Below are 20,466 nucleotides of genomic sequence, written 5' to 3' on the forward strand. Positions count from 1 at the left end.
GGTGGTGCGCGCCGCCGAACCGCCCGGGACAACACGAGCATCAGCAAGAGCGGGCGGTGGAGCCAACCGGGAGATCCTGCTTTGAGTCGTGAAACTGGTCGAGAGACTGACAGTTCGTCCTCCGGCGCCCAGGGGCGCGGTGGAGCCGCGTACCCCTCGGGCACCCCGCCGTACGGAGCCCGCCAGTATCCGTCGCTCCACCCCTCCCAGGACGCCCCGGAGGAGACCGCCGCGTCCGTTCCTCCGGAGGAGCCCAGGACCGAGACGACCCTGACGACCCGGATCCGGATCAACATCCCGGGGTCGCGCCCGATCCCGCCGGTCGTGGTCCGCAAGACGGTCAACGAGACGTCCGCCCCGGCCGCCGAGCCGGAGTCCGCCCCCGCCCCGGAACCGGAGCCCGCGCCGACGGCGCCCCCGGAGCCGCCGAGGGCCGAGGAGGCCCCGCAGGCCCCGAAGGCTCCCAAGGCGAAGGAGACGAGCGACTGGTTCGCTCCCCGCAAGTCCCCGGCACCGGCTCCCGCGCCGTCCCCCGCACCGGCCCCCGCACCGGCCCCGGCCCCCGCCCCGAAGCAGACGGCGCCCGGTCCGGACGCCCCGGGCACGGGTTTCGCGGGCTCCGCGACCTCGGGCGTCCCCACGGTCGGCAACGCCCCGTCGAGCCGCCCGGTCGCCCCGGCCCCGTCCGCCCCGGGCAACCCGCTGTACGAGACCGGCACCCCCGCGGGCGGTACCCCGGTGCACGAGGGCACGCCTGCGGGCGGTACTCCGGTGTACGACGGCACGCCTGCGGGCGGTACTCCGGTGTACGACGGCACGCCTGCGGGCGGCACTCCGGTGTACGACGGCACGCCTGCGGGCGGTACTCCGGTGTACGACGGCACGCCTGCGGGCGGCACTCCGGTGTACGACGGCACCCCTGCGGGCGGCACTCCCGCGTACCGGGGCCCGGCCGCACCCAGCGGTCCGACCACCGGCCCGGTCAGCGGCATCGCCTCGCTCGGCGCCCCCGGCGCCGGTGCCGGCCAGGCCCCCTTCCCGGGACAGCCGGGGCAGCCGGGTCGGGGCGGGCCGGGACAGCCGGGTCAGGCGAACCGGCCGGGCCAGGGCCGACCGGGCCAGGGCCAGGGTGCGGGCTCCCCGTTCCCCGGCGCCGCCCCCCGCATGTCCGACGACACCGCGATCCTGACGCCCCAGCAGCCCGCCCCGGCCCCCGGGCGCGGTCCCGGCCGGGACGCCCCGGCAGGCGGTCACGTCTCCGGTGCCACCCTCACCAGCGGCGTTCCCGTGGCCCCGCCGGCGGCGGCCCGCCCGAACCCCGCCCCGCGCCCCGAGGAGCGCGAGGCCCCGGCCCCCGCCGAGCGCGAGGCCCCGGCCCCCGCCGAGCGCGAGGCCCCCGCCGCCGGCCGGGCCCCGGCGAAGAAGGGCCGCTCGAAGCTGGTCCTCGTCGCCGCCGGGATCGTCGGCCTCCTCGGCGTCGCCTACGGCGCGGGACTGCTCCTCAACCACTCCGACGTCCCCAAGGGCACCACCGTGCTCGGCGTGGACATCGGCGGCGGGACGAAGGAGGAGGGCGTCAACAAGCTGGAGAGGGCCCTCGGCAAGCGCGCCCACACCCCGCTCCAGCTCGGCGTCGGCGGCAAGAAGGTCCAGCTGTCCCCGGACAAGGCCGGCCTGTCCCTCGACAGCCAGGAGACCGTCCGCGCCGCCGCCGGCAGCGACTACAACCCCGTCTCGGTCATCGGCTCCCTCTTCGGCGGCGAGCGGGTCGCCAAGCCGGTCTTCCCGGTGGACAGGGAGAAGCTGGCCGTCGCCCTGACGGACCTGGCCGGTGCCTCCGCCTCCGCGACCGAGGGCACGATCCTCTTCGCCCCGAACAAGGTGACCCCGGTCGAGGGCAGGCCCGGCAAGGGCCTGGACGTCCAGCGCTCGATGATCTCGGTCCAGGACGCGTTCCGCGCCCAGGTCGAGACGGGTCTGCCCAAGCTCGTCGAACTGCCGGTCACCACGCTCCGGCCCTCGGTCACCAAGGCCGAACTGAACCGGGCGATGAAGGAGTTCGCCGAGCCCGCCATGTCCGAACGGATCACGATCAAGGCGGGCGGGAAGCAGATCCAGTTCGGCCCGGCGCGGTCGCTGCCGCAGATCCTCTCCATGAAGGCCGTCGGCGGCCGCCTGGTCGAGGTCTACGACAAGAAGGCGATCGAGCGGCTCCTGGACGGGGCCTTCGACGGCATCATGATCACCAAGCCCGACGGCACCAGGCACCAGGTGTCCGCCGACGACGTGGCCCGCGTGATGGGCGAGGCACTGAAGGGCAGGACCCCCGCCGAACGCACCAGGACGATCGACCTGAACGGCAAGGGCTGACCGCGCCCCGCCCGCCCCGGGCCCCCGTCCGGCACTCCGCCGGCCGGGGGCCCGGCGCGTGCTCCGGACGTCCCGCCGCCCGGAGCACGCGAGCCGGACGCCGCTTCCCCCGCACGCCCTAGTTGAGCCGGGCCCGCGCCGCCAGCGCCCGGCGGCGGATCACGGTCGCCGACTCCGGGTCCACCGCGTCCATCACCCGGGCGTACGCCTCCATCTCCGCCGCTCCCGTCAGGAAGTCCCCGCGTCCGACCAGCAGCTCGGCGCGCTCGTAGCGGAGCTTCGCCGGGTGCGAGGGGAGCAGCAGGGCGAGTTCCACCGCCCACAGGGCGACGTCGGAGCGTTCGGGGCGGAGGGCCGCCCAGGCGCGGATGTTGTTGAGGACGCGCAGCACGATCGCGCCGGGCTCGGCCGGCCGGAGCATCGAGCGGTCGAGCGCCTCGCCGGTCGCGCTCGCCACCAGGAGTTCGGCGTCCGCGCCCGTCATGGCGCGCCCGCCCGAGAACGGGTCCGCGAGGTTCAGGTCGGCCGGGTCGCCGAAGCCGACGACGAAGTGGCCGGGCAGGCCGAGCCCGTACACCGGGGCGCCGGCCCGCCGGGCGACCTCCATCCAGACGACCGACAGCAGGATGGGCAGGCCCCGGCGGCGCCGGAGCACCTCGTGGAGGAGCGAGGACTCCAGGCGCTGGTAGTCGGCGGGCACCCCTTCGAAGCCCTCCCGGCGGCCGAGGAGCGCGGCGAGCGCCCCGGCCCAGTCGCCGGTGCTCCGGGCCGCGTACGGGACGAGCCCGGCGAGGCGGTCGAGTTCGATCTCGGCTCCGTCGAGGTCGTGCCGGGTGACGGCGGGATCGGCCACCGCCCCGATGAGCAGGCAGAGCCGCGCCAGGTCGGGCCGCCCGGCCCGCGCCTCCTCCGCGAACTCCCGCCGCCAGTCGGGCGCGTCGCCGGCCCCGTGCTCCGGGTCTCCGCGACCGTGGTGACCGCCGTGGTTCCCGTGGTCGTCGTGGGGGCCGCGGGGTGCTTCCTCCGTCACGCCTCCGCCCATCGGTAGTGGTGGTAGTGGTGATGGACCGCGAAGCCCATCCCGTCGTACAGCGCCCGCGCGCCGTCGTTGTCCGTCTCCACCTGGAGCCAGGCCGCCGACGCGCCCTCGTCGAGGGCCCGGCGGGCGAGCGCGGTCATGACGGACGTGGCCAGGCCCCGGCGCCGGTGGGCCGGGTCGACCTCGACGGCCATGAAGCCGGCCCAGCGGCCGTCCACGACGCAGCGGCCGACGGCCTCCGGTACCCCACCCGTGCCCGCCACGGACGCGAACCACACGCCCGGGCCGGAGGCGAGGACCTTCCGCGCCGCCGGTCCGGGCTCGCCGGTGCGTCCGTAGCGGCGCAGCCAGGGCTCGTCCACGGCGCGGGAGAGGCGTACGGCGGAGACGTCGGCGTCCAGGTCCCCGACCGGGGCGAGCGCCCCGGTCCGCAGCTCGGCCGACACCTCGCGCCGCCAGCCGAGCCGTTCGAGAGCGGCGCACAGCAGCTCCTGGGTGCCCTCGGCGCCGGTCGCGGCCTGCACGTACGCGGGGAGCCCCCGGTCCGCGTACCACTCCCGCACGCGGGTCAGCGCCTCGGGGACCGGGAGTCCCGGATCGCCCAGGGGGAGCGCGGAGTTGGCGCGGCGGGTGAAGCCGCCGGCGGCCCGCAGGGTCCACTCGCCGAGCCGCTCGCTCTCGACCGGCGGCCACGCGCGGGCGGTGACCCGGGCCAGTTCGGGGAAGGTGGCCGCGGGGCCCCGCCGCCGGGCCGGGGCGGCCGGCACGACCTTCCCGGCGGCCAGCGAGGATTCCGCGATCCGGACGGACTCACCACTCTTCCGTGTGATCAGCAGCACACCGGCGTCCCATGATGTGAGCACCCCGACCGCGTCGGTGAACCGCGCGTCCGTCGCGGCCGAGTCCGTCACGTACCGAACGGAGACACGTTTTCCCACGTCAGCGCCGGTGATTCGGACCTCAAGGCGCCCACCGCCGGTGAATTCCACAGCTTCTCCGCCCCTCCTGTTCGGATCGCCCCCGAGAACGGAGATACTAGGGGCGGGCATCGACGACGCCGCGCTCCCGCGCAGACCAGCCCTATCGAGGAGGAACGACAGCGTGACCTACGTCATCGCGCAGCCTTGTGTCGACGTCAAGGACAAGGCGTGCATCGAGGAGTGCCCCGTCGACTGCATCTACGAGGGCAAGCGGTCCTTGTACATCCACCCGGACGAATGCGTCGACTGCGGGGCCTGTGAGCCGGTCTGCCCGGTCGAGGCGATCTTCTACGAGGACGACACCCCGGAGGAGTGGAAGGAGTACTACAAGGCGAACGTCGAGTTCTTCGACGACCTCGGTTCGCCCGGTGGTGCCTCCAAGCTCGGCGAGATCGAGCGCGACCACCCCTTCATCGCCGCCCTGCCGCCGCAGAACGGCTGATCGACCGCGTCCGGTCCCGTACGGCTTCGCCCGCCGTGCGGGGCCGACGCGTTTTCCCGATACGTTTCCCCGACGCCTTCCCGCGTCCGACCGCTCGTACGAGGAAGTGAGACAACCGTGAGCGCAGTCTCTTCGCGCCTTCCCGTCTTTCCCTGGGACAAGCTGGAGCCGTACAAGAAGACGGCCCTGGCGCACCCGGACGGGATGGTGGACCTGTCCGTCGGCACGCCCGTCGACCCGGTTCCCGCGCTGATCCAGAAGGCCCTGGTGGCGGCGGCGGACTCGCCGGGCTATCCCACGGTGTGGGGGACGCCGGAGCTGCGGGACGCGATCACCGGCTGGTGCGAGCGGCGCCTGGGCGCGGTCGGCCTCACCCACGGGAACGTGCTGCCGGTGGTCGGCTCCAAGGAGCTGGTGGCCTGGCTGCCGACGCAGCTGGGCCTCGGGGCGGGGGACAGGGTGGCGTACCCCCGGCTCGCGTACCCGACGTACGAGGTCGGCGCGCGGCTCTGCGGCGCCGAGCCCGTCGTGTACGACGACCCCACGGAGCTGGACCCGGCCGGCCTGCGGCTGCTCTGGCTCAACTCGCCGTCCAACCCGACCGGCAAGGTCCTCGCGAAGGAGGAGCTGACCCGGATCGTGGCCTGGGCGCGCGAGCACGGCGTCCTGGTCTTCGCCGACGAGTGCTACCTGGAGCTGGGCTGGGAGGCCGACCCGGTCTCCGTGCTGCACCCGGACGTCAACGGCGGTTCGTACGAGGGGGTCGTCGCCGTCCACTCCCTCTCCAAGCGCTCCAACCTGGCCGGTTACCGGGCCGCGTTCGCGGCGGGCGACCCGGGCGTGCTCCACGAGCTGCTCCAGATCCGCAAGCACGGCGGCATGATGACCGCGGCCCCGGTGCAGGCGGCGGCGGTCGCGGCGCTCGGCGACGACGCCCACGTGGCCGAGCAGCGCGAGCGGTACGCGGCCCGGCGGGCGGCGCTGCGGGCGGCCCTGGAGGCGCACGGCTTCCGGATCGAGCACAGCGAGGCGAGCCTGTACCTGTGGGCGACCCGGGACGAGCCGTGCTGGGAGACGGTGGCGTACCTGGCGGAGAAGGGCGTCCTGGTGGCGCCGGGCGACTTCTACGGCGAGGCCGGGGCGCGGTTCGTGCGGGTGGCGTTCACGGCCACGGACGAAGGGGTCGCGGCGGCCGTCAAGCGGCTGGGCTGAGGGCGTACGACGGGAGGGCCCCGGAGAGCGGATGCTCTCCGGGGCCCTCCCGCGTACCGCGCGCGTCAGCCGAGGGGCAGGTTGCCGAGGCCGCCGGCCAGGGCGTCGCCCGCCCGGCCGGCGGTGGCGGTGCCGGCGGTCCTGCCGAGGGCCTCGCCCGCGCTGTCGGCCGTCTTCCGGGCCACCGGGGCGGCGGTCCCGCCGGCCGCGCCCACGGACTCGCCGGCGGCGGGGAGGGTCGTGCCGACGGCTTCGGCGGTGGTCCGGGTGGCGCCGTCGACGGTGGCGTCCGCGTCGGCGACGTCCAGGGCGGTCAGACCGCCGAGGGCGCCGGCCGGCGCGAGGTGGTCGAGGGCGCTCGCGGAGCCGGCCGCACCGACCACGGGGGCTGCGCCGGCCGCGAGGAGAAGGGCGGCGCGGGCGATCCGGCGGGTCAGGGGGAGGGACATGGTGCTCCTTCGGCGAGGTGCGACGAGTGGGTTCGGACGCAGTGACAACCGGCCCCGGGGCGGGGGAGGTTGCGGAGTCGGAAGGTAAAGAATGGGCAATGCGTCGTATTGTCGGCCGGGAGGAAAGCGGACGAAGGCCCCCTCGCGCGGACGCCTGCCGAACCGTCACTTCTCTTGCCCCGCAAGGGGACGGGAGGGGCGGGCCGGAGCCCCGGGGGAGCGCGTCGAAGACATCCGGAATCCTCCGGGGCGCGGGCCGGGACCGTGCCCCGGACGGGCGAGGGGGAGAACGGGCGTACGGGGGCGTTCGGCCGTCGCGCGGGCGGAGCCGACCGCCGGGGAAGGCGTGTGAACGGCCCGGAGGGGTTCGGTTCGCGGCGCGGAAACGGGGAACGGGCCCGCCGGTCACCGCGCGCCGCGTGCTACGGGCCCGCCGGTCACCGTGCCCTGCGTGTCGTGGGTTCGCCGGTCGCCGTGCGCCCGCGCGTCACGGGCCCGGTCGCCGTGCGCCCGCGCGTCACGGGCCCGGTCACCGCGTGCCACCGGCCCGCCGGTCGCCGCGTCCCGTCCGGCTACCGCGCCAGCCGTACGCGTACCGCGTCGCCGCCCGCCGCCGGTCCGCCCGGGTTCCTCGACCAGCCCCCGCCGTGGTCGTCCGCGCGCCACACCCGGTCCCGGTAGGAGACCTCCGCGACGCGCAGGTCGTCCGCCCGCGCCACCGCCCACTGCGCCAGCTCCCAGCCGTGCCGCTCGGCCGCACCGGCCCCCGGACCGCCCGCCTGCCGCACCGGCACCACGAGCACCGGGGAACCCGGCGCCGACCGGCCCGTGCCCGGACGGCCCGTCGCCACCGTCGGAGCCGCCTCCCGGCCGAACGCCCGCACCAGCTCCGTGCGCACCCGCTCCGGCTCGCCCGGCCGGCCCTCCGCCGTGCTCGCCGTGCAGGACAGACCCGCCGGCGTCCGGCCCGTCAGGGCGGCGGCGAGCAGCGCGGCGTCGGGCTCGTGCTTCGCGTACGCCTGCGGGAAACCGCTCCGCTGCACCTTCTGGGCCGCCGCCGTCAGCGGCATCCGCGAGTACCCCGGAACCTCCTCCAGGCCCTCGTAGAACCTCCCCGCCGCGTGGAACGGGTCCATGATCTGCGCGGGCGTCCCCCAGCCCTGTGACGGCCGCTGCTGGAAGAGGCCGAGCGAGTCCCGGTCGCCGTGGTCCAGGTTCCGCAGCCCCGACTCCTGGAGCGCCGTCGCCAGCGCGATCGTCACCGCCCGCTCCGGCAGCCCCCGGGAGGTGCCCACGGCCGAGATCGTCGCCGCGTTGGACGCCTGCTCCGGAGTGAACTCGTACCGCTGGTCACCGCTGCCCACGCTGCACCGGGGCGTGCCCATGCTGCCCGTCAACTGGTGGAAGGTCAGGTACGAGGCGACACCGAGGAGAGCGGCGAGGGAGGCCGCGGAACGGGCCAGGAGGCCACGGCGGACGGGACGGCTGGGCTGGGACACGGGCCCACCGTACTGGAGGCCGGGTTAGGGTCGGCACATGGCTGACATCACCCCGCCCGAAGCCCTTCTCGACCTCTCCCGGGACGGGGCGGCGCTCACCGCCGACCTCGTCGACCTGCCGTCCGTCAGCGGGACCGAGAAGCCGCTCGCGGACGCGATCGAGCGGGCCCTGCGCGCGCTGCCGCACCTCACCGTGGACCGGTACGGCAACAACGTCGTCGCCCGCACCCGCCTCGGCCGTGCGGAGCGGGTCGTCCTCGCCGGCCACATCGACACCGTGCCGATCGCCGACAACGTGCCCTCGCGGCTCGACGCGGACGGCGTCCTGTGGGGCTGCGGCACCTCCGACATGAAGTCCGGCGTCGCCGTGCAGCTCCGGATCGCCGCGACCGTCCCCGAGCCCAACCGCGACCTCACCTTCGTCTTCTACGACAACGAGGAGGTCGCCGCCGACCTGAACGGCCTCGGCAAGATCGCCGCCGCGCACCCCGACTGGCTGGAGGGCGACTTCGCGGTCCTCCTCGAACCCTCCGACGGCCAGGTCGAGGGCGGCTGCCAGGGCACCCTGCGCGTCGTCCTGCGCACCGCCGGCGAGCGCGCCCACTCCGCCCGCTCCTGGATGGGCTCCAACGCCGTCCACGCCGCCGCCCCGATCCTCGCCCGCCTCGCCGCGTACGAGCCGCGCAGGCCGGTCATCGACGGCCTGGAGTACCACGAGGGCCTCAACGCCGTGGCGATCGAGGGCGGCGTCGCCACCAACGTCATCCCCGACGCCTGCTCCGTCACCGTCAACTACCGCTACGCGCCCGACCGCTCCCCGGCCGAGGCCCTGGCCCACGTCCGGGAGGTCTTCGCGGACTGCGGCGTCGCCGAACTCGTCGTGGACGACGAGAGCCCCGGCGCCCTGCCCGGCCTCTCCCACCCGGCGGCCGAGGCGTTCATGAAGGCCGTCGGCGGCAGCGCGCACCCCAAGTTCGGCTGGACCGACGTCTCCCGCTTCAGCGCCCTCGGCGTCCCCGCCGTCAACTACGGGCCCGGCGATCCCATGTACGCGCACAAGCGGGACGAGCACGTCGCCGTGGAGCGGATCCACCACTGCGAGGCGCGGCTCCGCGACTGGCTGACCGCCCGACTCCCGTAATTTCGCGTTTCGTCACCTCCGTCGTCCTACCCTGACCGGACCAGAAGATCAGTGGGCGGTCCCGGTGGACCGCCGGTCGGCGGAGGGAGCAGGTCATGGGCATTCCCGAGGGAGTGGCGAGGCCCGAGGAGCAGCGTCAGGGCCCGGTGCTCAGGCGCGGGGACCAGATCCAGCCGGGCACGGCGGACCAGCGGCTGCTCGACACCGAGGGCGACTCGGAGTGGGTGCACACCGACCCCTGGCGGGTCATGCGCATCCAGTCCGAGTTCGTCGAGGGCTTCGGCGCCCTCGCCGAGCTGCCGAGCGCGATCAGCGTCTTCGGCTCGGCCCGCACGAAGCCCGACTCGCCCGAGTACGAGGCGGGCGTACGGCTCGGCCGGGCGCTCGTGGAGGCCGGCTTCGCGGTCATCACGGGCGGCGGTCCGGGCGCCATGGAGGCGGCCAACAAGGGGGCCAGCGAGGCCAGGGGCGTCTCGGTGGGACTGGGCATCGAACTCCCCTTCGAGCAGGGGCTCAACCCGTACGTCGACATCGGCATGAACTTCCGGTACTTCTTCGTCCGGAAGACGATGTTCGTGAAGTACGCCCAGGGGTTCGTCGTCCTGCCCGGCGGCCTCGGCACCCTCGACGAGCTCTTCGAGGCGCTCACCCTGGTGCAGACCCGCAAGGTCACCCGCTTCCCGATCGTCCTGTTCGGGACGGAGTACTGGAAGGGCCTCGTGGACTGGCTGCGGGACTCGGTCGTCGCGGGCGGCAAGGCGGCGGAGCAGGACCTGCTGCTCTTCCACGTCACGGACGACGTGGACGAGGCGGTGGCGCTGGTGTCGAAGGAGACCGGCAAGTAGGGCCGGGCGCGGGGGGCGCCGGACGCGGCGCCCCCTCCCGGGCGACCCCTACGCCAGCCCGCGCCGGGCCGCCGCCGGGGGCCGGTGGCCCGCGATGGACGCCACCATGTCCAGGACCTGCTTCGTCTCCGCGACCTCGTGCACCCGGTACACCCGCGCGCCCAGCCACGCCGAGACGGCCGTCGTCGCGAGGGTGCCGAGCAGCCGTTCCCGCACCGGGAGGTCCAGCGTCTCGCCCACGAAGTCCTTGTTGGACAGGGACACGAGCACCGGCCAGCCCGTCTCCGTCATCTCCCCGAGCCGCCGGGTCGCCTCCAGGCCGTGCCGGGTGTTCTTCCCGAAGTCGTGGCCCGGGTCGATCATGATGCCGTCCCGGCGCACCCCCAGCTCCACCGCCCGCTCCGCGAGGCCCACGGTCACCCGCAGGACGTCGGCCATCACGTCCTCGTACTCCACCCGGTGCGGCCGGGTCCGCGGCTCCGCGCCCCCCGCGTGCGTGCAGACCAACCCCGCCCCGTACTTCGCGGCCACCTCCGCGAGCCGTGGATCGACCCCGCCCCACGCGTCGTTCAGGACGTCCGCGCCCGCCTCGCACACCGCCTCGCCGACCTCCGCCCGCCAGGTGTCCACGCTGATCACCACGTCCGGGTGGCGCCTGCGGACCTCCGCGACGAAACCGACCGTGCGCCGCGCCTCCTCCTCGGCCGACACCTCCTCGCCGGGGCCCGCCTTCACCCCGCCGATGTCGACGATCGCCGCCCCCTCGGCCACGGCCCGCTCGACCCGGGCGAGCGCCGGCTCGTCCAGGAAGGTCGCGCCCCGGTCGTAGAAGGAGTCCGGGGTCCGGTTCACGATCGCCATGACCACCGGTTCGTGCGGCCCGAATTCACGCCGTCCCAAGCGCAGCATCCCTTTTGTCCTCCCTCGCGTCCGTTCGCCTGCGACCCTAACCGTCGGTGACGCATGGCACGATCGGCACGGGACGGTTTCCACTCCGGGAAGAGGCGCGCAGGTGTTCTGGTTTCTGCTCATCACGATGGTCGTGGTCGTGGCCGCGGTGACCCTGGCCGTGGTCGGCGGCGGCGACAGCGAGGTGCTGCCCGAGGTGGCGCCCGAGCAGCTCGTCGACCCCCTGCCGGCCGCCCGGCCGGTCGACCGCGCCGACGTCGAGGCGCTGCGCCTCCCGGTGGCCGCCCGGGGCTACCGGATGGTGGACGTGGACGACGTGCTGGTCCGCCTGGGCGCCGAACTCGCCGAGCGGGACGCCCGGATCGCGGAGCTGGAGGAGGCGCTCGCGGGGGTGGGCGCGGGGCCCGGCACCGGCCGCGGCTCCGCCCCCGGCTTCGTCTCCGACCCCGGCCCCGGCACTGACACCGGCCCCGGTCCCGACGCCGGTTCCGGTGGTGCGGAAGGCGGCCGCCCGTGACGGCCGGCGGAACGGTCACCGGCCCGGACGGGCTGCCCCGCTGCCCCTGGGGGCTGTCGGCCGAGGACTACGTGGCGTACCACGACGGGGAGTGGGGCCGCCCGGTCCACGGCGACGACGCCCTCTTCGAACGGCTCTCCCTGGAGGCGTTCCAGTCGGGCCTCTCCTGGATCACGATCCTGCGCCGCCGCGAGGGCTTCCGGCGGGCGTTCGCCGGCTTCGGCATCGCCGCCGTCGCCGCCTTCGGCGAGGCGGACCGGGAACGGCTGCTCGCCGACCCGGGCATCATCCGCAACCGCGCCAAGATCGACGCCACCCTCGCCAACGCGAAGCTGCTCGCGGGCTGGGAGCCGGGCGAACTCGACGCCCTGATCTGGTCCCACGCCCCCGACCCGGAGGGCCGCCCGGCCCCGCGCACGCCCTCCGACGTCCCGGCGGTCACCGACGAGTCCGCGGCCCTCTCCAAGGCCCTCAAGAAGCGCGGGATCCGCTTCGTCGGCCCCACCACCGCCTACGCCCTGATGCAGGCGTGCGGCCTGGTCGACGACCACCTGGCGGAGTGCGCGGCCCGGGGCGGCCGGCGGACCGCCCCGGCGGAGGCTCAGCGGCCCAGGTAGCGGGGCTTCTCCTTGGCGACGAAGGCGCGGACCGCGATCGTGTGGTCCTCCGACGCGCCCGCCAGGGCCTGGAGCTCCTCCTCCTTGTCCAGGGCCTCGGACAGCGAGCGGTCCGCGCCGTACGCCAGGGACTCCTTCAGGGCCGCGTACGCCAGCGTCGGGCCGTCCGCGAGGGCGCGGGCCACCTTCGCGGCCTCGGCGGCGAGGTCGGCGGACGGCACCACGCGGTTCGCGATGCCCAGCTCGTACGCCTCCTGCGCGCGGACCGAGCGCGGGAAGAGCAGCAGGTCGGAGGCGCGGCTCGCGCCGATCAGCCGGGGGAGCGTCCACGACACGCCCGAGTCGGCGGTGAGCGCGACCCCCGCGAAGGAGGTGTTGAAGGAGGCCGTGTCCGCGACCACCCGGTAGTCCGCCGCGAGCGCGAAACCGAAGCCGGCCCCCGCCGCGACGCCGTTCACGCCCGCCACGACCGGCTTGCGCATGCCGGCCAGCGCCCGGGTGATCGGGTTGTAGTGGTCCCGGACCGTGTTCATGGTCTCGTGCGTGCCGGACTCCTCGTCCGCCCGCAGCAGCTCCACGTGCTCCTTCAGGTCCTGGCCGACGCAGAAGGCCCGGCCGCCGGCCGCCGTGAGCAGCACGGCCCGTACGGCGGGGTCCGAGGCGGCCGTCTCCGCCGCGTCCCGGAGGGCCACCTTGGTCGCGATGTTCAGCGCGTTCATGGCCTCGGGCCGGTTGAGTGTGATGGTGGCGAGTCCGTCGCCCACTTCGTACAGCACCGTGTCGGCCATCGGGTTTCCTCCGCCTCGTCGCGTGATTGACCAGCACAGCATGGCGGAAATCACCCCCGGCACACATGTGAGCTGCGTCAAAGACGCCGGAGGTCCGGGGCGGTGCGCCGAACGCCGGGCGGCGAAGTATCGCAGGCAGACCACCGAAATGTGGGGTTATGAGAGAGCGCGTTGCGCAAGCGATGCCATGCGATGTTGGTCATCGGGTCCTGCCATGCGGGATAATGACCTGGAAGCAATGTGTTCGAAGCCGGTGACGCGTGCTCCGCATCAAGGAGCTGCCCGGTTGTTGATGGGCTGGTTTCAGGAAGGGGAACAAGCATGGCGGCCATGAAGCCGCGGACGGGTGACGGCCCGCTCGAGGTGACCAAGGAGGGGCGGGGCATCGTCATGCGCGTTCCGCTCGAAGGCGGCGGTCGGCTTGTCGTCGAGCTGACCCCGGACGAGGCCGAGGCACTGGGCGACGCCCTCAAGAAGGTCGTCGGCTGACCCTCTCTCCAGATTTTCCACCGCTGCCCCGGTCACGGTCCGCCGTACCGGGGCAGCGGTGTTTCCGGCCCCCGGGCGCTCCCGGTCCGTACGGTGCTCCCGGCGCGTACGGCGTTCCCGGTCCGTGCGGCGTTGCCGGCGCGTACGGCGGGGGAGCGGGTCCGGGTCAGCCCCGGCGCACCGCGCACAGCAGGCCGTCGCCCACCGGCAGCAGCGAGGGGACCATCTCCGGGGACTCCCGCACGGTCCGCAGCAGCTCGCGGACCCGCTGGACCTCCGCCGGCTGTGCCGACGAGTCGATCGTGCGCCCGTCCGCGAAGACGCCCTCGAAACAGACCAGCCCCCCGGGCCGCAGCAGACGCAACGATTCGGCGAGGTAGTCCAGGTACTCCAGCCGGTCGCCGTCGCAGAACACGAGGTCGTACCCGCCGTCCGCGAGCCGGGGCAGCACGTCCAGGGCGCGGCCGGGGATGAACCGGGCCCGGTTTCCCGCGAAGCCCGCCGCCCGGAAGGCCGTCTTCGCCAGCTGCTGGCGCTCCGGCTGGAGGTCCACCGTCGTCAGGACCCCGTCCGGCCGCATGCCGAGCAGCAGGTAGATGCCCGACACGCCCGTGCCGGTCCCGATCTCCGCCACCGCCTTGGCGTCCGCCGTCGCGGCGAGCAGGCGCAGCGCCCCGCCGGTGCCCGGCGACACCGAGGGGAGCCCTGCCTCCCGGGCCCGCTCCCGGGCCCAGCGCAACGCTTCGTCCTCGGCGACAAAGGCGTCGGCGAACGCCCAGCTCGTCTGCCGGTTGGCGGTAATGGCCCTCTCCTGTCCCCGTAGTTGACGCAACGGTGACTGTATCCGCTGCCGACAGGAACCCGCAGATGGGACCGGGCGTTCACCAGGGGAGGGACGCGACGGCGACAGCCGGGCGACCCGGTCCCAAATTCGCGTAAAGATTCTTATCCGGAACTAACGGGCGAGGTGGTTATGGTAGGGGCTCCGCTGGACACCACCAGAGCCGACAGGGGAGGTGCGGCTGCGCCTGTGGATCGGGGAGGAGTGCTTCGGCGTCTTCTCGGGTCGGCGGGTGAGCCGAAATCCGTGACCGACACCGCTGACCGTTCCCGCACCGCCGACTCCGCTCCCGCCACCGCGACCTTCGCCCCGGATGCGGAATCGCAGGCGTGGACTCCTCCCACGTGGGAGGAGATCGTCAGCACGCACAGTGGCCGGGTCTACCGCCTCGCCTACCGCCTCACCGGCAACCAGCACGACGCCGAAGACCTCACCCAGGAGGTCTTCGTCCGCGTCTTCCGCTCGCTGTCGACGTACACGCCGGGCACCTTCGAGGGCTGGCTGCACCGCATCACCACCAACCTCTTCCTCGACATGGTCCGGCGCAAGCAGCGGATCCGCTTCGACGCGCTCGGCGACGACGCCGCCGAACGGCTGCCCAGCCGCGAGCCCTCGCCGCAGCAGGTCTTCAACGACACGCACTTCGACGCCGACGTGCAGCAGGCCCTCGACACCCTCGCGCCCGAGTTCCGCGCCGCCGTGGTCCTCTGCGACATCGAGGGCCTGTCGTACGAGGAGATCGCCGCGACCCTCGACGTGAAGCTCGGCACGGTCCGCAGCCGCATCCACCGCGGCCGCTCCCACCTCCGCAAGGCGCTCAAGCACCGCTCGCCCGAGGCACGGGCGGAGCGTGCGCTCGCCTCCGTCGGATGGGAGGGGGGCACGGCGTGAGCGGCACATTCCCCCCCTCTCCGCCTCCCTCTCCCGCGGAGCAGCACCTCGGCGACCGCCTGGCCGCGCTCGTCGACGGCGAACTCGGCCACGACGCACGGGAGCGGGTCCTCGCCCACCTGGCGACCTGCGCGCGCTGCAAGGCGGAGGCCGACGCGCAGCGCACCGTCAAGAACCTCTTCGCCTCCGCGGCGCCCCCACCGCCCTCCGAGGGCTTCCTCGCACGCCTCCAGGGGCTTCCGGGCGGCTCCGGCGAGCCGGGAGGCGGGGGCCCCGGGGATCCCGGGGGCTTCGGGAGGTCGAAAAGCCCCCTCGAAGGGCTCCTCGGGAGCGGGATGACGTCGGACGGCTTCGCCACGGCGGCGGTCGTCACCCCGCACTCCGGGCGTCCCGGCCACGGCTTCCGGATACACGAGGTCGGTGACCGGGGCTCCGGGCGCGGGCGGCGCTTCGCCTTCGTGGCGGCCAGCGCCGTCTCGTTCGCGGCCATAGCGCTCGGCGGCACCCTGCCCATGGACAGCTCGGTGAGCGCGAGCGGACGCGGCGCGCAGGGCACGGGCAGCGCCGTCACCCCGCTCCGCACCACCGGGGGCGGCGCCGGCGGCACCGGTGTGCCGGTCACGCGCGGCGCGCGGTCCGGCGAGCGGTCCGGCGCCCAGTCGGTCACGGCGGCTCCGCTCGCCGCGACGACCCCGACGGCGTTCCCGCACGGTCCGGTGACGTCCGCGGTCCTCGGCACGGTCCCGTCGGGCGCGGTCCCGCCGGACGCGCCGCGCTCCTTCGCCGCTCCGACCGCGGCCGTGCGGCTCTCGTACCCGGCTTCGCCCTCCCTACTCGCCCTTTCCCCGTTCGTACGGCCGACCCCGGTCCTCCGGTCGGCCTTCGGCCCCGGGGCCGCCGCGGCGACGGGCGCGACGACCGGGCCGCTGGGCTCCCCCCGCTGACCCGCGACCTGATTGAATCCAGGGACAGCGGCGCCCGACCAGGGGTGCGGCCGGGTCAGCGGTTGCGGGGAGAGCATGAACAACGGGAAGCCGAACTGGTGGAGTCGGCAGTCGAACGCGCCGGAGGCGGCGCGCATACCCGCGCCGCCGTCCGGTGACGGCGACTTCCCGCTGCCCGCGCCGCAGCCGGCCACCCCGCCGGAGCCTCCGGCGGGGCACCGGGAACCGTCCCCGGAGACCGTGACCGGAACGGAGCCTCCGGCGCCGGCATCCCCGACGTCGGCGTCCCCGGCTCCGGAAGGCTCGGTACCGGGGCCGTCGGCTCCGGAGGGCCCGGTGCCGACGGGTTCGCAGCCGGACGACCGGGCGTTGACGGGTGCGGAGCCCGGCGACAGCCCGGCGCCGGCGGGCGCCCCGCCGGTGACCGCGCCTGCCGCCGGGCCGCAGGACCCCGCGCCCGCCGTCGCGCTGACCAAGACCGCGCCCCCCGTCCCGGAGGCCGCCCCGGCCGTCGCGGCGGCCGGGGCGGAGTCCCGGGACGGGGCACCCGTGCCCGTTCCCCCGGCGGAAGCACCCGCGCCCGTCCTCCCGGCGCAGGCGCCCGCCCCCGTGCCCCCGTCCGAGGTGCCCGCCCCGCAGGGGCAGGCCGCCGCCGGACCCCTGCACGCACCCGACGAGTACCGGACACCCCCCTACGGCGAGCCCGGCCCGTGGGCGCCCGCCCCGCCCGTGCAGCGGCCCCCGGCCCCCGTGCCGCCGCAGCAACCGCACCCGCAGACCCCGCCGCACCCGCAGCCCCACCCCCACCCGCACGCCCAGCCCCATCCGCAGCCGCATCCCCAGGGACCCGCGCCCTGGGTGCAGTACGACCCCTGGGGCGTCGGCGGCTCCGGGCTGCCGCCCGCACCCGCCGGGAAGAAGTCCCGCAAGGGCCTCGCCGTCGTCGGAGCGCTCCTCTTCGCCCTCGTCACAGGCGTCATCGGCGGCGGCATCGGCGCGTACGTCGAGCGCAACGGCGGGCTCACCACCGTCGAGCTGCCCCAGGCCGGGGCCGGGGACACCGGGCGCGCCCCGGAGAGCGTGGCCGGGATCGCCGCCGGCGCCCTGCCCGGCGTGGTCACCCTGCACGTCAAGGGCGGCGGTTCGTCCGGCACCGGCACCGGCTTCGTCCTGGACACCAAGGGCCGCATCCTCACCAACAACCACGTCGTCGACGGGGCCCGGTCCTCCGAGGACATCTCGGTGACCTTCGCCGGGGGCGAGACCGCCCGCGCCAAGCTCATCGGCAAGGACACCGGCTACGACCTGGCCGTCGTCCAGGTCACCGGCGTCTCCGGCCTCAGGCCGCTGCCGCTGGGCAACTCCGACAACGTCCGCGTCGGGGACCCGGTCGTCGCCATCGGCGCCCCCTTCGACCTCTCCAACACCGTCACCTCCGGCATCATCAGCGCCAAGGAGCGCCCGATCACCGCCGGCGGCGAGAAGGGCGACGGCAGCGACGTCAGCTACGTCGACGCCCTCCAGACCGACGCCCCCATCAACCCCGGCAACTCCGGCGGCCCCCTCCTCGACTCCCGGGGCCGGGTCATCGGCATCAACAGCGCGATCCGCGCGGCCGGCGGTTCCGGCGCCGGCGAGGGCGCGGGCCAGCCCGGCTCCATCGGCCTCGGCTTCGCCATACCGATCAACCAGGGCAAGCGCGTCGCCGAGGAGCTGATCAACACCGGCAAGGCGGTCCACCCGGTCATCGGGGTCAGCCTCGACATGCAGTTCAACGGCGACGGTGCCCGCGTCGGGGAGAAGGGCAAGGACGGGACCGCCTCCGTCACGCCCGGCGGCCCGGCCGCCGGGGCGGGGCTCCGGCCCGGCGACGTCATCACCAAGGTCGACGGCCAGCGGGTGCACAACGGCGAGGAGCTGATCGTGAAGATCCGCGCCCACCGCCCCGGCGACCGGCTGGAGCTCACCCTGACCCGCGACGGCAGGGAGCTGACGAAGACGTTGACGCTCGGCTCCTCGCAGGGCACCTGAGCGCCATGTGACGGACACCGCGAGGTACCCGCCCGGTGGTTCGGGCGGGTACCGTGGACCGGGCCCGGACCGGTGTGAAGGAGCTACCAGGTGTTCAGCGACATAGGCGCACTCGAGCTGGTGACGCTCGTCGTCCTCGCCGTGCTCGTCTTCGGGCCGGACAAGCTCCCGAAGGTGATCCAGGACGTCTCGCGCTTCATCCGGAAGGTCCGCGACTTCTCCGACAGCGCGAAGGCGGACATCCGCAGCGAGCTGGGTCCCGAGTTCAAGGACTTCGAGTTCGAGGACCTCAACCCCAAGACGTTCCTCCGCAAGCAGCTGGAGACCAACGAGGACCTCAAGGAGCTCAAGGAGCTGCGGGGCACCTTCGACCTCAAGAAGGAGATGAACGAGGTCGCCGACGCGGTCCACGGCCGCGAGCCCTCCGCCGTCAACGGAGCCGTCAACGGCTCTGCCGGTGCCACTCCCGACCTCCTCAGGAAGCGGGACGAGCCGGACGCCGGCGGACGCCCTTCGTACGACTCCGACGCGACCTGACGACGGGCCGTCACCGCTCCGGCGGGTCCCGGTGGCTATCCTCCCTCTGTTGACGGAACGAGGAGGCGGTCGAGATGGAGACCACGAGACGGGCGGAGCGCGTGTCCGTGGCCCGGCGCGCCGACGAGGGCTACCTGCGGGCGCCCTTCGCCTGGTACGGCCTCGACGAGGCGTTCACCGGGCCGCGCTGGCTCATGCAGGTCGGCACGGCGGCGGACGGCAGCGTGCAGCACGGCTCGACCGGGCACGGCGTGGCCCCGTCGGTGAAGACGGACGCGAGCACGGCGGAGAAGGAGCGTTTCGCCGTCGTCGTGACGGTCGCGGCGAGCCCGGTCCGGCGGACGGGTGACGGGACGGGCGTCCTCGACGCCACCACGGTCTCCTCCGCCGCCTGGCTGGCCGGCTCCGGACTGCTCGTGCACACCTGGCCCCCCTCGCTCGACCACATGACGCGGGACAACTGGCTGAACCAGCAGACCGAGACGGCCTTCGAACTCGCCGACGACCTCGACGGGCCCGCCTGGACGACCCTCTCGCTGCCCGTGGACGGGGCGCCGACGTCGTTCCACTACCGCGAGACCGAGTTCGGCTGGGTCCTGGCCGGCTCGGCGGCGGGCGTGCACCTGGGGGCGTACGGGCGGGGGATGAGCGCGTACGGACTGGGGTTCGCGCGGATCAAGGACCTGGACGCGTACGCCTGAGCCGTCCCGGCGCGCCCGGGCACGCGAAAGGGCGCCCCCCCGACGGGGAGCGCCCTTCCCGGATCAGAACTTGTTGCGCGGCGTGATGCCCAGGCTCATGCCCGACAGGCCCCGCTGCCGGCCGCCCAGCTTGCCGGCGATCGCGCGCAGCGCCGCGCCCGCGGGGGATTCCGGGGCGGACAGGACGACCGGCCGGCCGTCGTCGCCGCCCTCGCGCAGCCGCACGTCGATCGGGATCGAGCCGAGGACCGGCACCGTCGCGCCCGTGGTCCGCGTCAGGCCGTCCGCGACCCTCTGCCCGCCGCCGGTGCCGAACACGTCCACCATCTCGTCGCAGTGCGGACACGGCAGGCCCGCCATGTTCTCCACGACGCCGACGATCTTCTGGTGCGTCTGGACGGCGATCGAACCGGCCCGCTCCGCGACCTCGGCCGCCGCCTGCTGCGGGGTGGTGACGACCAGGATCTCGGCGTTCGGCACGAGCTGCGCGACCGAGATGGCGATGTCGCCGGTGCCCGGGGGCAGGTCGAGCAGGAGGACGTCCAGGTCGCCCCAGTACACGTCCGCGAGGAACTGCTGGAGCGCGCGGTGCAGCATCGGGCCGCGCCACACCACGGGCGCGTTGCCCGGGGTGAACATGCCGATGGAGATGACCTTCACGCCGTTCGCGGACGGCGGCATGATCATGTTCTCGACCTGGGTCGGACGGCCGTCCGCGCCCAGCATCCGGGGCACGCTGTGGCCGTAGATGTCGGCGTCCACGACACCGACCTTCAGCCCGTCGGCGGCCATCGCGGCCGCCAGGTTCACGGTCACGGAGGACTTGCCGACGCCGCCCTTCCCGGAGGCCACCGCGTACACCCGGGTCAGCGAGCCGGGCTTGGCGAAGGGCACCTCGCGCTCGGCGCCCGTGCCGCGCAGCGCCGCCGCCAGCTCCTTGCGCTGCTCGTCGCCCATCACGTCGAGCGTGACGTCGACGGCGGTGACGCCCTCGACCCGGGTCACGGCCTCCGTCACCCGCCGGGTGATGGTGTCGCGCATGGGGCAGCCGGCGACGGTCAGGTAGACCGTGACGGCGACCCTGCCGTCCGGTTCGATCTCCACCGACTTGACCATGCCGAGTTCGGTGATCGGTTTGTTGATCTCGGGGTCGTTCACCGTCGCCAGTGCTTCGAACACCGCGTCTTCCGTAGCCATACCGATGATGGTACGGCGCCGACCACC

Annotated in this window: 21 protein-coding genes; 13 read left to right on the forward strand and 8 right to left on the reverse strand. The window is 74.5% G+C overall.

Annotated elements, in window-relative coordinates:
• Nucleotides 1-81: 81 nt before the first annotated feature.
• Entirely contained in the window at nt 82-2,370 is a 2,289-nt protein-coding gene (locus ACFYZY_RS14820) for a hypothetical protein (RefSeq protein WP_388693499.1), read from the forward strand.
• Nucleotides 2,371-2,488: 118 nt separating this feature from the next.
• On the opposite strand, the gene ACFYZY_RS14825 is transcribed toward ACFYZY_RS14820, so the two are convergent.
• The gene (locus tag ACFYZY_RS14825; RefSeq protein WP_388693500.1) at nt 2,489-3,400 is read right to left on the reverse strand and encodes a tetratricopeptide repeat protein; all 912 of its coding nucleotides are present in this window, start codon (nt 3,398-3,400) and stop codon (nt 2,489-2,491) included.
• On the reverse strand, nt 3,397-4,398 hold the full coding sequence (locus tag ACFYZY_RS14830; protein WP_388693502.1) for a GNAT family N-acetyltransferase: 1,002 nt from the start codon (nt 4,396-4,398) through the stop codon (nt 3,397-3,399). The genes ACFYZY_RS14825 and ACFYZY_RS14830 overlap by 4 nt, the downstream gene beginning before the upstream one ends.
• A gap of 112 nt (nt 4,399-4,510) precedes the next feature.
• On the opposite strand from ACFYZY_RS14830, the gene fdxA reads away from it, so the two are divergent.
• Nucleotides 4,511-4,831 carry a ferredoxin gene (fdxA, locus tag ACFYZY_RS14835; RefSeq protein ID WP_366308635.1) on the forward strand — a complete coding sequence of 107 codons (321 nt, stop codon included), beginning with the start codon at nt 4,511-4,513 and terminating at the stop codon, nt 4,829-4,831.
• Nucleotides 4,832-4,948: 117 nt separating this feature from the next.
• Nucleotides 4,949-6,043: a succinyldiaminopimelate transaminase gene (gene dapC / locus ACFYZY_RS14840; RefSeq protein WP_388693504.1), complete on the forward strand. Its 1,095-nt coding sequence runs from the start codon at nt 4,949-4,951 to the stop codon at nt 6,041-6,043.
• A 65-nt stretch (nt 6,044-6,108) separates the two neighbouring features.
• On the opposite strand, the gene ACFYZY_RS14845 is transcribed toward dapC, so the two are convergent.
• The gene (locus tag ACFYZY_RS14845) at nt 6,109-6,492 is read right to left on the reverse strand and encodes an ATP-binding protein (RefSeq protein WP_388693506.1); all 384 of its coding nucleotides are present in this window, start codon (nt 6,490-6,492) and stop codon (nt 6,109-6,111) included.
• A 572-nt stretch (nt 6,493-7,064) separates the two neighbouring features.
• Entirely contained in the window at nt 7,065-7,991 is a 927-nt protein-coding gene (locus ACFYZY_RS14850; RefSeq protein WP_388693508.1) for a hypothetical protein, read from the reverse strand.
• Between the two features lie 37 nt (nt 7,992-8,028).
• Here ACFYZY_RS14850 and dapE point away from each other — a divergent pair, with 37 nt between their 5' ends.
• Together dapE and ACFYZY_RS14860 are read left to right on the forward strand one after the other, a co-directional pair.
• Entirely contained in the window at nt 8,029-9,132 is a 1,104-nt protein-coding gene (gene dapE / locus ACFYZY_RS14855; protein ID WP_388693510.1) for a succinyl-diaminopimelate desuccinylase, read from the forward strand.
• A gap of 95 nt (nt 9,133-9,227) precedes the next feature.
• Nucleotides 9,228-9,977, forward strand: coding sequence for a TIGR00730 family Rossman fold protein (locus ACFYZY_RS14860; protein WP_388693512.1), 750 nt, complete (start codon nt 9,228-9,230; stop codon nt 9,975-9,977).
• Nucleotides 9,978-10,025: 48 nt separating this feature from the next.
• Here the strand turns inward: ACFYZY_RS14860 and folP are convergent, their stop codons facing one another.
• Entirely contained in the window at nt 10,026-10,886 is an 861-nt protein-coding gene (gene folP / locus ACFYZY_RS14865; RefSeq protein WP_388693514.1) for a dihydropteroate synthase, read from the reverse strand.
• A 103-nt stretch (nt 10,887-10,989) separates the two neighbouring features.
• On the opposite strand from folP, the gene ACFYZY_RS14870 reads away from it, so the two are divergent.
• Complete coding sequence (locus ACFYZY_RS14870) at nt 10,990-11,403, forward strand: hypothetical protein (RefSeq protein WP_388693515.1); 414 nt, start codon at nt 10,990-10,992, stop codon at nt 11,401-11,403.
• Complete coding sequence (locus tag ACFYZY_RS14875; RefSeq protein WP_388693516.1) at nt 11,400-12,020, forward strand: DNA-3-methyladenine glycosylase I; 621 nt, start codon at nt 11,400-11,402, stop codon at nt 12,018-12,020. Before ACFYZY_RS14870 ends, ACFYZY_RS14875 begins: the two co-directional genes overlap by 4 nt.
• Here the strand turns inward: ACFYZY_RS14875 and ACFYZY_RS14880 are convergent.
• Nucleotides 12,005-12,808, reverse strand: a complete 804-nt coding sequence (locus ACFYZY_RS14880) for an enoyl-CoA hydratase/isomerase family protein (RefSeq protein ID WP_388693518.1) — start codon at nt 12,806-12,808, stop codon at nt 12,005-12,007. The genes ACFYZY_RS14875 and ACFYZY_RS14880 overlap by 16 nt on opposite strands.
• A gap of 321 nt (nt 12,809-13,129) precedes the next feature.
• On the opposite strand from ACFYZY_RS14880, the gene ACFYZY_RS14885 reads away from it, so the two are divergent.
• Nucleotides 13,130-13,297: a DUF3117 domain-containing protein gene (locus tag ACFYZY_RS14885; protein WP_009997451.1), complete on the forward strand. Its 168-nt coding sequence runs from the start codon at nt 13,130-13,132 to the stop codon at nt 13,295-13,297.
• Between the two features lie 166 nt (nt 13,298-13,463).
• Here the strand turns inward: ACFYZY_RS14885 and ACFYZY_RS14890 are convergent, their stop codons facing one another.
• Nucleotides 13,464-14,129 carry an O-methyltransferase gene (locus ACFYZY_RS14890; RefSeq protein ID WP_388693520.1) on the reverse strand — a complete coding sequence of 222 codons (666 nt, stop codon included), beginning with the start codon at nt 14,127-14,129 and terminating at the stop codon, nt 13,464-13,466.
• 141 nt (nt 14,130-14,270) lie between these two features.
• Here ACFYZY_RS14890 and sigE point away from each other — a divergent pair, with 141 nt between their 5' ends.
• The 5 genes from sigE (at nt 14,271) to ACFYZY_RS14915 (ending at nt 19,242) form a co-directional block, all read left to right on the forward strand.
• Nucleotides 14,271-15,029, forward strand: a complete 759-nt coding sequence (gene sigE / locus ACFYZY_RS14895) for an RNA polymerase sigma factor SigE (RefSeq protein ID WP_388693522.1) — start codon at nt 14,271-14,273, stop codon at nt 15,027-15,029.
• Complete coding sequence (locus ACFYZY_RS14900) at nt 15,026-15,973, forward strand: anti-sigma factor family protein (RefSeq protein WP_388693523.1); 948 nt, start codon at nt 15,026-15,028, stop codon at nt 15,971-15,973. The genes sigE and ACFYZY_RS14900 overlap by 4 nt, the downstream gene beginning before the upstream one ends.
• Before the next feature lie 240 nt (nt 15,974-16,213).
• The gene (locus tag ACFYZY_RS14905) at nt 16,214-18,004 is read left to right on the forward strand and encodes a trypsin-like peptidase domain-containing protein (protein ID WP_388693611.1); all 1,791 of its coding nucleotides are present in this window, start codon (nt 16,214-16,216) and stop codon (nt 18,002-18,004) included.
• 90 nt (nt 18,005-18,094) lie between these two features.
• On the forward strand, nt 18,095-18,541 hold the full coding sequence (locus ACFYZY_RS14910) for a sec-independent translocase (RefSeq protein ID WP_388693525.1): 447 nt from the start codon (nt 18,095-18,097) through the stop codon (nt 18,539-18,541).
• A 74-nt stretch (nt 18,542-18,615) separates the two neighbouring features.
• Nucleotides 18,616-19,242, forward strand: coding sequence for a hypothetical protein (locus tag ACFYZY_RS14915; protein WP_388693526.1), 627 nt, complete (start codon nt 18,616-18,618; stop codon nt 19,240-19,242).
• A 63-nt stretch (nt 19,243-19,305) separates the two neighbouring features.
• Here the strand turns inward: ACFYZY_RS14915 and ACFYZY_RS14920 are convergent, their stop codons facing one another.
• Nucleotides 19,306-20,439 (reverse strand): Mrp/NBP35 family ATP-binding protein, encoded by a 1,134-nt coding sequence (locus ACFYZY_RS14920; protein ID WP_388693528.1) that lies wholly within the window; start codon nt 20,437-20,439, stop codon nt 19,306-19,308.
• Between the last annotated feature and the right edge of the window lie 27 nt (nt 20,440-20,466).

The organism is Streptomyces sp. NPDC001744 (genome assembly GCF_042892575.1).
Classification (GTDB): Bacteria; Actinomycetota; Actinomycetes; order Streptomycetales; family Streptomycetaceae; genus Streptomyces.